Origin of the sequence: Streptomyces sp., from assembly GCF_050698815.1 — a bacterium.
Lineage (GTDB): Bacteria > Actinomycetota > Actinomycetes > Streptomycetales > Streptomycetaceae > Streptomyces.
The window spans coordinates 1-11563 of the sequence record NZ_JBOHCV010000495.1; the positions used below are offsets into that span (position 1 = coordinate 1).

The window sequence follows — 11563 nt, forward strand, 5'->3', positions numbered from 1 at the left end:
GCAGGGGCGGGATGACCGCAAGGACCGTGACCGAGGGGGAAGCAGTCAACGTGACCGGGACCGCGACCGGGATCGCCCCCGTGGCGGTGACCGTCCGCGCAGTGGTGACCGGGACCGCTCGCGCGGAACCGGTGCCCCCAGGCGGAACGAGAACCGGAGCGATGGCCGTGCGGACCGGCGCTCTGACGACCGGCGCTCTGATGACCGGCGCTCAGACGACAGGCGTGCCGATGGCCGACGCGATTCCCGAGGCGACGACCGCCCGCGGGGTCCGCGCCGCGATGACGAGCGGGGCGGCAGCGGCCGGCGTCCGTACGGGCAGGGCGGTCGCGGACGGGACGACCGCGGCCGGGACCAGAACCGGGACCGTGGTGGCTTCCGTGGCCGGGACGAGCGCGGCGGGCCTTCCCGGCGGCCGGGACGCGATGACCGGCGGGACGACCGGCGCGATGGCCGGCGTGACGACCGCAGGCAGGACCGGGAGCCGCTCAAGCGACTGCCGATCGATGAGGACATCACCGGTGACGAGATCGACAAGGACGTGCGGCAGGAGCTGATGAGCCTGCCGAAGACCCTCGCCGAGGACGTCGCGAAGAACCTGCTGATGGTCGCCAGGCTGCTGGACGAGAACCCGGAGGCGGCGTACGGCTACTCCAAGATCGCGCTGCGGCTCGCGTCGCGGGTGCCGTCGGTGCGTGAGGCCGCCGGATTCGCGGCCTACGCGGTGCAGAAGTACGCGGAGGCGCTGGCTGAGTTCCGGGCCGCCCGGCGGATGACCGGGCTGCAGCACCTCTGGCCGGTCATGGCCGACTGCGAGCGCGGCATGGGCCGCCCGGAGAAGGCCCTGGCCATGGCGGGCGAGCCGGAGGTGCGGAAGCTGGACAAGGCCGGGCAGGTCGAGATGCGGCTGGTCGCGGCGGGTGCGCGGCGTGACATGGGTCAGGCCGAAGCCGCGGTGGTCACGCTGCAGAGCCCTGAGCTGGCGTCCAGCTCCCAGCAGCCCTGGTCGGCGCGCCTCCGCTACGCCTACGCCGACGCGCTGCTGGAGGTCGGCGGCCGGGACGAGGAAGCCCGGGAGTGGTTCGCCAAGGCGGTGGAGGCCGACGTGAACGGCGTGACGGACGCGTCGGACAGGCTGGCGGAGCTGGACGGGGTGGAGTTCGTCGACGCCCTCGAGGAAGAGGAAGAGGCGGCGGAGGCGGAAGCGGACGGCAAGGGCGACTCCGCGTGAGCTGAAGAGCGAGAAGGAGGGCGGAAAACCCAGCCGGTTTCCCGCCCTCTCGCGTTCCACGTCTCGCCGGTTACCGCACGAAGCGGGCCAGGGGATTCTCCAGGGTGCCGATCAGCTGCAGCGCGCCGGCCGGGTCCTGGAGGTCGACCATCTGCTGGTTGTCGCGCAGCTGCAGCCGGTTCAGGCAGGACAGCGCGAAGCTCTCCGCGAAGAGGTCGTAGCGCCGGAAACGGTCGGCCAGGTGCGGCGCCGACTTCTGATAGTCCGCCACGCAGTCCGCCACCGTCGACCAGAAGGTGTCCTCGTCCAGGGTGCCGCGGTCGGCGAGGATGCCGTTGAGGAAGCGCAGGAAGCAGTCGAAGACGTCGGTGAACAGCGACAGGATCTTCATGTCCTCGGGGACCTCGGCGCGGATGCGCTCGACCTCCGGCGGCAGCTCCGTCTCCGCGCTCATCACGGCGATCTCTTCGGCGATGTCCTTGAAGACGGCCCGTTGTGGCACGCCGTCCTCGTCGAGTACGAGGATGACGTTCTCGCCGTGCGGCATGAAGACGAGCTGGTACTCGTAGAAGCAGTGCAGCAGCGGAGTGAGATACGCGTCGAGGTAGCGGCGCAGCCAGGTGGCCGCATCCAGCCCGGACCGTTCGATGAGGGCCTCCGCGAAGGAGCCGCCCTCACGGTCGACATGCAGCAGGGACGCCATGGTCGCCAGGCGTTCGCCCGGTCCGAGCAGCGGCACCGGGCTCTCCCGCCAGAGCGCGGCGAGCATCTTCAGATACGGGGAGCCCTTGGGAGCGGCGGCTTCGTAGGGTGCGGCGTGGTAGCCGACGGCCGCGCACTCGCGGAGCACGGCGAGCCCCGAGCCGCGCAGCACCGGGTCCCTGGCGACCAGGTCGGCGAGCCAGTCGTTGATGGCTGGTGTCGCCTCCATGTACGCGGCGGACAGGCCGCGCAGGAAGCCCATGTTGAGTACGGAGAGCGCCGTTTTCACATAGTGCCGGGCGGGCTGGGAGGCGTTGAAGAAGGTACGGATCGACTGCTGGGCGAGGTGCTCGTCGTCGCCGTGGCCGAGGCAGACGAGGTGGCGCTGGGCGACCTCGGCGGCGAACGTGACCGACAGCTTGTTCCACCACTGCCAGGGGTGGACGGGGATGAGGTAGAAGTCGTCCAGGTCGAGGCCCGCCTCAGCCATCGCGGACGAGAAGCGCCGCAGGGTCGGCGCGGACAGCTCGGAGAGCAGCAGCTTGTCGTAGCTGAGGTCCGCGGAGGTGGTGAAGGTGGCGTGGTCGCGGTGGGCGGCGATCCAGATCAGCCGTACCGGTGCGCCGGCCTCGGGGGCGTACGCACGGTATTCGGCCATGCCGAAGCCCAGCCGCCCGTTGTTGGCCACGAAGCATGGATGCCCCTCGGTCATCCCCGCTTCGATCTCCTGGAAGCCCGCGCGGGCGAGCCGGTCGGCGCTGACGAGCGGTGCCGCCAGCTTGAAGGCGGTGCTGGCCAGGGTCGAGCTGATCTCCTCCAGGTAGACGGGCAGGACCTGCTCGCTCAGGCCGAGCGACTCGCGCAGCTCGGTGATGAAGGCGAGTGCGTCGAGCGGGAGTTCGGCGCCCTTCCGGTGGCGGGTGAGGGTGTCCGCGTCGATCTGCCAGTGATCCAGCGTCCGCCGCCGGGCCGCGAACCGGTACTCGGTCGCCCCGTCGTCGCTGCGCACCGCGAAGCGGCCGGCGGCGGATCGCTCGTCGTTACCCGGCAGCGGCTCCGGTGTGAGCAGCCGCTCGTGGGTGAACTCGGCGAGGGCCTTGCGGATCAGCAGCCGGCCGGCGTGCTCCCAGCGCTCGGGGGTGAGGTGCGCGACGGCGTCGCGGGGGGCGAGGGCGGGCGGGGTGGTCATCGGCTCGTCCCTCCTCGGGCGGCACGGTCGGCCAGGGCGGCGCGGGCGGTCAGGAAGTCTGCTCGGGTGCACATGCTCAAGTAGGCGTCCTTCTCCGGTTTGGCGAGGGTGCGCTCGATGTGGAATCCGACGGCCTCGTTGAGCGCGTGCACGGCCGTGTTGCGCACGTCCGGCTCGACCACGACGCGCCGGGTGTGCGGGTCAGCGAAGAGCATGTCCATCACCGTGTGGATCACGGCGAGGGTGAAGCCTTGCAAGGGGGTGTCGGTGGGTGCGCAGAGGAAGTGCATGCCGACGTCGCCCGGCTCGGCGTCGTAGAGTCCCTTCAGCTCGATGTGGGCAGGGTCGTAGCGCTCCGTCAGGAAGCGCGGCTCACCCTCGTGCAGCCCGAGAAAGGCATCGTGGTGCTCGGACGCGGCGATGTCCGCGAACTCCCGCTCCACATCCGGGAGGGTGGCGTTCTGCATCAGCCAGTACGCCGACTTGGGGTCGGTGACCCAGCGGTGCAGCAGTTCGGCGTCGCCGGCCGGGTCGACGGGACGCAGGGCGAACTCACCGAGCCGGGCGTCGGTCCGGGTGTGCACGGTCCTGCGGTGGCGGTGCGTGCGGGCGCTGCTCATGCGACCGGAGCCTCCGTCCCGGTCGGCGCCGGTGGCGGCGCGGTGAAGTCCTGGAAGGCGATGGAGCGTTCGACGGGGTAGTGCTCGCGGCCCAGCAGCCCGCGGATGATGCAGGAGTTGCGGTAGGCGGCCATGCCGAGGTCGGGCGTGACGAAGCCGTGGGTGTGCAACTCGGCGTTCTGCACGAAGATTTCCGGCCCGTCACCACCCGCGCTTGCCGCGCCCGCCGCGCTTGCCGTGCTGTTCACGCTGTAGTCGCGGCGTACGGCGAAGCGGCCCTGCTCGTCCCACTCGACGCGGTCCGCGATGGGGGAGAGGAACTCGGGTGTGCGGTAGCGGTAGCCGGTGGCAAGGACGAGGCCCTGGGTGGTGAGGGAGAAGTCCCGCTTCTGCTCCTCCTGGCACAGGCCGAGGGTGTACGACCCGGCGCCGGCGTCGTACGAGGCGTCCGTCAGCGCGGTGTTGGTCATCAGCCGGGTCGGACAGGGACCGCGGCGGCTCTTGCGGTAGAGCAGGTCGAAGATGGCGTCGATGAGCTCGGTGTTGATGCCCTTGTAGAGGTTCTTCTGCGAGGCGACGAGCTGGTCCCGGGTGGCGGCCGGCAGACTGTGGAAGTAGTCCACGTACTCCGGTGAGGTCATCTCCAGCGTGAGTTTGGTGTATTCGAGCGGGAAGAAGCGCGGGGAGCGGGTGACCCAGGTCAGCTCGTAGCCGTGGCCGTCGATGTCCTGGAGCAGGTCGTAGTAGATCTCCGCCGCGCTCTGGCCGCTGCCGACGACGGTGATGGAGTCCTTCTCCTGGAGTGCCGGCTTGCCGTCCAGATAGCGCGAGTTGTGTATCAGATCACCGCCCAGGCCTTGGCAGGGCTCGGGAACGTGGGGCGGGGTGCCGGTGCCGAGTACGAGTTTGCGTCCGCGGAAGGTACGCCGCTCGCCGCTCGCGTGGTCGTCGGCGTGCACGAGGTAAACGCCCTGCCCGTCGGAGCGCTGGTCGTACTCGACGCGCGTGACGCGGTGGCCGAAGCGGATCGAGTCCAGCTTGGCGGCGGCCCAGCGGCAGTAGTCGTCGTACTCGGCGCGCAGCGGATAGAAGCTCTCGCGGATGTAGAACGCGTAGAGGCGGCCGGACTCCTTGAGGTAGTTCAGGAAGGAGTACGGCGAGGTGGGGTCGGCCAGCGTGACCAGGTCGGACATGAACGGGGTCTGCAGCGTGCTGTCTTCCAGGAGCATCCCCGAGTGCCAGTCGAATTCGGGCTTGTCGTCCAGGAACAGGCCGTCGAGTTCGTCGATCGGCTCGGTCAGACAGGCGAGGCCGAGGTTGAAGGGGCCCAGTCCGATGGCTATGAAGTCATGGACGGTGCTGACGTCGTGAGGGGTGGACACGTGAGTCTCCGGGTCTCCGGGTGAGGACGGACAGGCGTTGCGGACGGTCAGCCGGCGCGGGTGTCGCTGAGCTCGTGGCCGGGCTGTCCGGCGTGCTCGGACAGGAAGCGGCCCGCGTGCTCGGCTATGAGGTCGAGGACGGCGGCGATGTCGCCGAGTGAGGTCTCCGGATTGAGCAGGGTGAACTTGAGATAGTGCCGCCCGTCGACGACCGTTCCCGCCACGATGGCCTCGCCGGAGGCGAACAGGGCCTCCCGCGCATGCAGGTTGACCTCGTCGGCGCACGAGAGCCCGGCGGCGGACGAGGGCAGGTAGCGGAAGACGAGCGTGCTCAGCTGGGGTTTGGTGACGACCTCGAAGCGCGGGTCTTCGGCGAGCAGCCGCCAGGCGTCGGCGGCCCGGTCCACCACCTCGTCGAAGAGCTCGCCGACGCTGTCGGCGCCCATGACGCGCAGCGTCATCCACAGTTTGAGCGCGTCGAAACGCCGGGTGGTCTGGAGGGACTTGTCGACCTGGTTGGGGATACGCTGCGCGGCCATCCGCGCCGGGTTGAGGTAATCGGCGTGGTACGTGGCATGCCGCATGGTGTCGCTGTCGCGCACCAGCACCGCGCTGGAACTGACGGGCTGGAAGAAGGACTTGTGATAGTCCACGGTCACCGAGTCGGCGTGCTCGATCCCGGCCAGCAGGCTCCGGCGACGCGGGGATGCCAGCAGCCCGCATCCGTACGCGGCGTCGACGTGCAGCCACGCACCGGCGCCCTCGCACAACTCGGCGATCCGGGGCAGCGGGTCGATACTGCCGAAGTCGGTGGTGCCGGCAGTGGCGACGACGGCCATCACCACCAGGTCTTCGCGCTCGCAGCGCTCGAGTCCGGCGGCGAGAGCGGCCGGACGCATTCGCCGGTTCTCGTCGCACGGGACCGAGATGACGGCCTCGGGGCCGAGGCCCAGCAGGGTTGCGGCCTTCTCGATGCTGAAGTGGCTGCACTCGGAGGTGAGGATGCGCAGCCGCGGCAGGATCTCGGGCTTGGGCGGCGTGGCGGAGTTCTTCGCCACCAGCCGGCACGCCTCCTCGCGGGCCAGCAGCAGGGCTTGCAGGTTGGACTGCGTACCGCCGCTGGTGAAGATGCCGTCCGCGGCTCGGCCGAGGCCGATCCGGTCCGCCGTCCACCGGACGAGGCGGCGCTCGATCAGGGTGGCGCCCGCGCTCTGGTCCCAGGTGTCGAGCGAGGAGTTGACGGCGGAGAGCACGGCCTCGCCGAGCACTGCCGGGATGACCACGGGGCAGTTGAGATGGGCGAGGTAGCGCGGGTGGTGGAAGTAGACGGCGTCGCGGAGGTAGAACTGTTCCAGCTCGTCGAGGGCGGCGGCCGGGTCGCTCAGCGGCTCCTCCAGGTCGATGTCGGAGACGACGGGGGCGAGTTGGGACGGCGTGACTCCGGTGAACGGCCGGTCGGCGTGGGCGATCTTGTCCGCCACCCGCTCGACGCCCGCTGTGAGGGAGCGACGGTAGAGCTCCGTCGTCCTGTCGTTGAGCAGGTGTGACCTGCCGCTCATGAACTGTCCTCCCTGGCGCGGACATCGGCTGCACCACACGGGAGCCCCCCGCATGGTTAGGTAAGGCTATCCTAACCATGGTGATGCGGGGGAAACCCCGGGGGAGGGGCAGGTGTCAGCGGGAGTCGTCGCCGAGGCTGCGCAGCACCAGGCCGGTCGCCGGTTTCGGCCCGAAGGAGGTGGATTTACGGGGCATCGTGATGCCCTGCTCGGCCAGTTCGCGCACCACTTCCTCGGGTACCGGCCGCATCAGCACCGCGGTGCCCCCCAGTTGCGCCGCCTTGCCGGCAGCGGAGCCGGCGTCATGGATGTAGCTGATCTCCTCGGGGTGGTCGGGGACGCGCCACACCGCGTCGAGCAGCACCGAGTGCAGCACGGTGGCGTCCAGGCGCCGCCAGGACTCCGGGCGGTGCGCGTCGAGCGTACGGTCCAGCAGGCGGGGCGAGGGGTGGTCCAGCAGGTGACAGAGGCCCCCGCCGTCGGTGAGCAGGAAGGCGTTGCCCGGTGTCCGCTCCAGTGTCTCCAGCGCCTGCGGGAGCGGGGATCGGACCGTACGGACGCGGAAGGCGCCCTGTGCTTCCACGGCGTGCAGTGCGTCCTTGAGCGGGAGCCGTGGCAGTACGCGGTGGATGGCCTGCACCCGCAGCGGGTAGCGGTCGGTGTCGACGAGCAGCACCAGGCCGCGGGCCCAGGGAGAATCATCCGCATCGCCCGCATCGCCCGCACTGTCCGTCAGATGCTCGGCGCGCAGCCGCAGATACGTCGCCCAGCGGTGGTGGCCGTCGGCGATCAGGGCGCGGCGCCGGGACAGGTCCGCGTCGGTCTCGGCGAGTTCGGCCGGATCCGTGACCGCCCACAGGCGGTGCGAGAACCCGTCCTCCGTGGTCGTGGACAGCAGCGGCGTTCCGCGTGTGGCGCGCTCGATGACGGCGGCGGCCCCGGTGAGGGTGCCCCCGCCGCGGTAGGAGAGCAGCAGGGGCTCCAGGTTGGCGGCCGTCGCGCGCATCAGTGCCGCCCGGTCCTCCACGACCTCCGCTATCACCCCTTCGTGCGGGAGCACGACACCCTCCTCGGGCGGGGAGAGCCGCAGCGCTCCGATCAGGCCCCGCTGCAGCAGATCGCCGCGCCGCTGCTCGTAGACGTACAGAGCGGGTTCCGGGTCGGGGGCGAGTACGCCGTCGCCGCGCCACCGGCGCAGCGTCCCGGCGGCTTTGCCGCACCGGCCGGCCTCGTCGCCGGCCTGCGGCAGGATCAGCCGCACGATGTTGTACGGGTCCGCGGTCTCCAGGTGGTGCAGCCCGTCCGGCCGGACCACGACGTCGTAGGGCGGTGAGGTCACGGCGGCCAGGCCGCTGACCTTCTCGGGCGCGTAACGCAGCCCGCGGAAGGGGGAGAGCCGGAGGCCGTCGCTCGTCATCCCCGCATGCTATGCCGGGGATGCGGGGGGCGGGGGCGTGGCCCCGATCCGGGCACGGGATGATCGGTGAGGACAAGCCATCCCGTTGCGAGGAGACGAGAGACCATGCTGCAGGGCGCCCCGCGCACCCGCCCGCACGGCAGTGAGCAGGCACTGCGGGAGGCGTACGACACCGCGCTGCTGGACCTGGACGGCGTCGTGTACGTGGCCGGCGCGGCCGTGCCGCACGCGGTCAGGTCGCTGGCGGCCGCGCGCGACGCCGGGATGCGGCTCGCGTATGTGACCAACAACGCGTTCCGGACCCCGGAGGCCGTGGCCGCGCATCTCACCAGGCTCGGCCTGCCCGCGCGTGCCACCGATGTGATCACCTCGGCGCAGGCCGTGGCACGGCTGGTCGACGGGCAACTCCCGGCCGGCGCACGGGTGCTGGCGGTCGGCGGCGAGGGGCTGCGGGCGGCGCTGCGGGAGCGGGGGCTGCGGCTCGTGGACTCGGCCGACGACGACCCCGCGGCCGTGGTGCAGGGCTACGGCGGCCCGGAGATGCCATGGGAGCGGCTGGGGGAGGCGGCCATCGCCGTGGGCCGCGGAGCGCTGTGGTTCGCCTCCAACACGGACATGACGGTCCCCGGCGAGAGGGGCGTACTGCCCGGCAACGGCGCGGCCGTGGAGGTCGTACGGGCGGCGACGCGCTGGCTGCGCGAGCCCCCGGAGCCGCAGATCGCCGGGAAGCCGCGACCGCCGATGCACCGCGAGACGATCCTGCGTACGGGCGCCCGGCGGCCGCTCGTCGTCGGCGACCGGCTGGACACCGACATCGAGGGCGCGCACGCGGGCGAAGTCGACTCGCTGCTGGTACTGACCGGGGTGACGGACGGAGCACAGCTCCTGGCCGCGCCGCCCGAGCACCGCCCGGTGTACGTGGCGCGGGACCTGCGCGAACTGTCGCAGGCGCAGCCCGAGGTGACGGGAGACGCCGGTGCCGGTTTCGGTTGCGGAGGCTGGATCGCCACGGCCGGCGACGAGGATCTCGCGCTGGAGGGCGAGGGTGAAGGGCTGGACGGGCTGCGGGCGCTGTGCGGGGCCGCCTGGACGGCGGCGGGGGACGGGACGTGCGCTCTGGACGCGGGCAAGGCGCTGGCCCGGCTGGGACTCTGACGACCTGGTGCGCGACAGCGGGCGGACTCCCAACGTCATGTGACTCCGTCTCCCGCGTTGTCGTCGGTCGGCGACTCCCCCACAGCCTGGACGGCGTGGGTGGGGTTCCCCCGGCAGAGCCAGGGGGAGGACCCCCATCGCGTCGCCTCTCTCCTCCGCCTTGGATCCGAAGCCGCGTGACTCCCCCTGGCTTCTCTCTCTGGCATTGCCGGGGAGGTGCCCCCAGGTTGGTACCCCCAGCTCGATGATCCACCCTCTATCGCGGCGGTCGGGCGGATGCCGAGTGGGCCGAACTCGTCGAAGGCGAAGGCGGTCGGGGCGCTCGTTGAGGGCGTACTCGATACGGTCCAGCTTGGCGTCCTTGTCCGGGTCGGTGGACTCCTTCCACGTTTTGGTCTGTTGGAAGGTGATCTGGCATCGGATGAGCAGGCACCGCAGGGTCTCCCGGCCGATGCTTATGCACCGTCCCGGGGCTCTGTGCAGGTAAACCGCGAGTTTCCGCACCGACCAGGGGCAGCGCCGCTGGACGCACCAAGATGATCCATCTCGTCGCGCCCACACCCCAGGGCACCCCAGTCCCAGATTCCGGACCTCAACCACCACCTCACCCCGACAACGCTGCCGAGTGGCCTGTTCACCGGATCAGCCAGGCACGGCGGGTGCCAGAGTCATTCGACGGCGATGTCCTGGCGCAGGTCCAGGTAGCAGCGCAGCCGGACACCACGCATGATCTGGGTCAAGCGTGGTGCGGTCGGCGGTAGCGGTGGCCCACCGAGAGGCCAGCACCTGCTGGAAGGCGAAGGCGGTGCGGTTATCGACGGCCGCGAGATCGACGACGATCAGCCCGGGTTCCCGCAGGTGTATTTCGTTGATCGGCTCATGTCCGGCACGACGCGCTGAACGCTGTCAGGGTTCGCCAACACACGGAGATTCACCCGGACAAGGCGCAGCCTCGCGCAGGGGCGCCGGTGGCATTGCACCGACGACTGTGCCACCGCCAGCACTTCAACGGCCAGCTTGCTCGAGCAGGAAGCGGCGTTCCTTGATCCGTCGACGCCCCTGCCACCAGCGGGCAGTGTAGGCGAGGTCGTCCCGGCAGACGTCCAGGAACGCATCACGGGCAGCCACCACGGCCTCGACCTGCCGCTGGAAGCAGTCGGCGCTCTTCTCGTTGAGGTCCAGGTCGCCGGTCGCGGCAACAAGGGTCTCCGCAGCGTCGATGACGTGCACACTGCCGCACAGCCGCACGCCCTGCAGCGCGCCGATGAGTTCGCTGCTGAGTTCCCACGCCTGGGGCAACTGGCCCAGCAATACCTTGTGCGCCGCTCGCCCCGCCTCACGCCGGAGATGGGCGAACTGGTAGGCGTGACCGAACGAGCGGGCAGATGCGTTCAGTAACCGCCGGTATGCCTCCACCCGGTCCTCGTTGCTGCCCAGCCGGGGCACGCCCGTGGGCCGGTATCGTCCGATCAAGGCGCTGGCCAGGCTGCCCGTGGCCTTGATGCCGGCAGCGGCAACACCCGGTGGTATGAAGGTCATATCCGGTTCTACCACCTGGCGGCCCCGTTGCCAGCCAGTACGCCGTAGCGGCCGAACCCGGCGAGCCGTTCCGCTGAGCCCCGGGCAGAGCGGGGCGATTCTGCGCGAGCGTTGTCTGGGCTTCCCCTTCGACTGCAGAGTCTGCCCGTCCAACTGGACGGGGTGATGTGGCAGTCCAAGGGAGAGTTGCCTGTCGATGCCCACTACCTGGCAGACGTTGACCGGGACATGCACCGCGACGAGCGGGAGGGGCGGCACGGCCTGGCCGAGGACCGGGGTGCGCTTTCAGCCGGTTGCGTGTCGGTGTGGCCTCTGCGCCTGGTGCGTTACATGAGCGGCCGAGTACGCCGAAGGTTCAGCAGGAGGACGGCAGGCCAAGGTGCAGCAGGGTTGACGCGGCGGCGGCCTGGATGTCGTCCTGCTCCTGGTCCTCGCCGCCGGCCCCGACGATGCGTCCTTCCTCATCGCGCGAGATGTGGATCTTGCGCTGCCCGCTGGTGAGGGCGCAGGAGGGCGAGCTGCTCGGCCAGGCGCTCATCGTGGCTGCGCAGGCCCTTTGCCTCAGGGAAAGCCGTCCGACAGGCACGCTTGTTGTGGTGGAGCCTGCTGCCATAGAGGATCATGGTTTGGCCCTGTTGTGCTGGTGTCGCGCGTCAGACTTTGTGGCAGGGCCCGTTGCTTGCGGGTCTGATCACGTGAGGAGTCTGATCGTTCATGCCGAAACCACCGGTGCTGCCGGCGGAGGAGAAGGTCCGGATCGTGCTGTCGA

Annotated in this window: 10 protein-coding genes and 1 pseudogene; 2 read left to right on the forward strand and 9 right to left on the reverse strand. The window is 70.4% G+C overall.

Translation table 11 applies throughout. The annotated features are described in order from the left end of the window. Window positions 1-1231: tetratricopeptide repeat protein (locus ACRDP3_RS17850; protein WP_431517959.1), on the forward strand; the 1231-nt coding region annotated here is incomplete at its 5' end. Between the two features lie 70 nt (window positions 1232-1301). On the opposite strand, the gene ACRDP3_RS17855 is transcribed toward ACRDP3_RS17850, so the two are convergent. The 5 genes from ACRDP3_RS17855 to ACRDP3_RS17875 all read right to left on the reverse strand — a co-directional run bounded on the left by ACRDP3_RS17855 (window position 1302) and on the right by ACRDP3_RS17875 (window position 8100). Beyond that, window positions 1302-3122: an IucA/IucC family protein gene (locus ACRDP3_RS17855; protein ID WP_431517960.1), complete on the reverse strand. Its 1821-nt coding sequence runs from the start codon at window positions 3120-3122 to the stop codon at window positions 1302-1304. After that, a complete protein-coding gene (locus ACRDP3_RS17860; protein WP_431517961.1) occupies window positions 3119-3742 on the reverse strand; it encodes a GNAT family N-acetyltransferase in 624 nt (207 codons plus the stop codon). The genes ACRDP3_RS17855 and ACRDP3_RS17860 overlap by 4 nt, the downstream gene beginning before the upstream one ends. Continuing rightward, window positions 3739-5124 carry a lysine N(6)-hydroxylase/L-ornithine N(5)-oxygenase family protein gene (locus tag ACRDP3_RS17865; protein ID WP_431517962.1) on the reverse strand — a complete coding sequence of 462 codons (1386 nt, stop codon included), beginning with the start codon at window positions 5122-5124 and terminating at the stop codon, window positions 3739-3741. Before ACRDP3_RS17865 ends, ACRDP3_RS17860 begins: the two co-directional genes overlap by 4 nt. Before the next feature lie 47 nt (window positions 5125-5171). Then, window positions 5172-6683, reverse strand: coding sequence for a pyridoxal phosphate-dependent decarboxylase family protein (locus ACRDP3_RS17870; protein WP_431517963.1), 1512 nt, complete (start codon window positions 6681-6683; stop codon window positions 5172-5174). Window positions 6684-6798: 115 nt separating this feature from the next. Continuing rightward, window positions 6799-8100, reverse strand: a complete 1302-nt coding sequence (locus tag ACRDP3_RS17875; RefSeq protein ID WP_431517964.1) for a DUF1015 family protein — start codon at window positions 8098-8100, stop codon at window positions 6799-6801. 105 nt (window positions 8101-8205) lie between these two features. Here ACRDP3_RS17875 and ACRDP3_RS17880 point away from each other — a divergent pair, with 105 nt between their 5' ends. Next, window positions 8206-9255, forward strand: coding sequence for an HAD hydrolase-like protein (locus tag ACRDP3_RS17880; protein WP_431517965.1), 1050 nt, complete (start codon window positions 8206-8208; stop codon window positions 9253-9255). A gap of 263 nt (window positions 9256-9518) precedes the next feature. Here ACRDP3_RS17880 and ACRDP3_RS17885 read toward each other — a convergent pair. The 4 genes and pseudogenes from ACRDP3_RS17885 to ACRDP3_RS17900 all read right to left on the reverse strand — a co-directional run. After that, window positions 9519-9765: pseudogene (locus ACRDP3_RS17885) on the reverse strand (IS630 family transposase); the annotation flags it as partial. Between the two features lie 132 nt (window positions 9766-9897). Next, window positions 9898-10128: a DUF6207 family protein gene (locus ACRDP3_RS17890; RefSeq protein ID WP_431517968.1), complete on the reverse strand. Its 231-nt coding sequence runs from the start codon at window positions 10126-10128 to the stop codon at window positions 9898-9900. 132 nt (window positions 10129-10260) lie between these two features. Further along, entirely contained in the window at window positions 10261-10794 is a 534-nt protein-coding gene (locus ACRDP3_RS17895) for a hypothetical protein (protein ID WP_431517966.1), read from the reverse strand. 355 nt (window positions 10795-11149) lie between these two features. Further along, window positions 11150-11332: a hypothetical protein gene (locus tag ACRDP3_RS17900; RefSeq protein ID WP_431517967.1), complete on the reverse strand. Its 183-nt coding sequence runs from the start codon at window positions 11330-11332 to the stop codon at window positions 11150-11152. Window positions 11333-11563 lie beyond the last annotated feature (231 nt).

Coding starts and splice junctions, on each gene's coding strand:
- ACRDP3_RS17855 (WP_431517960.1), bottom strand. CDS start 3,122: ATGACCACCCCGCCCGCCCTCGCCCCCCGCGACGCCGTCGCGCACCTC.
- ACRDP3_RS17860 (WP_431517961.1), bottom strand. CDS start 3,742: ATGAGCAGCGCCCGCACGCACCGCCACCGCAGGACCGTGCACACCCGG.
- ACRDP3_RS17870 (WP_431517963.1), bottom strand. CDS start 6,683: ATGAGCGGCAGGTCACACCTGCTCAACGACAGGACGACGGAGCTCTAC.
- ACRDP3_RS17875 (WP_431517964.1), bottom strand. CDS start 8,100: ATGACGAGCGACGGCCTCCGGCTCTCCCCCTTCCGCGGGCTGCGTTAC.
- ACRDP3_RS17880 (WP_431517965.1), top strand. CDS start 8,206: ATGCTGCAGGGCGCCCCGCGCACCCGCCCGCACGGCAGTGAGCAGGCA.
- ACRDP3_RS17895 (WP_431517966.1), bottom strand. CDS start 10,794: ATGACCTTCATACCACCGGGTGTTGCCGCTGCCGGCATCAAGGCCACG.
- ACRDP3_RS17900 (WP_431517967.1), bottom strand. CDS start 11,332: ATGAGCGCCTGGCCGAGCAGCTCGCCCTCCTGCGCCCTCACCAGCGGG.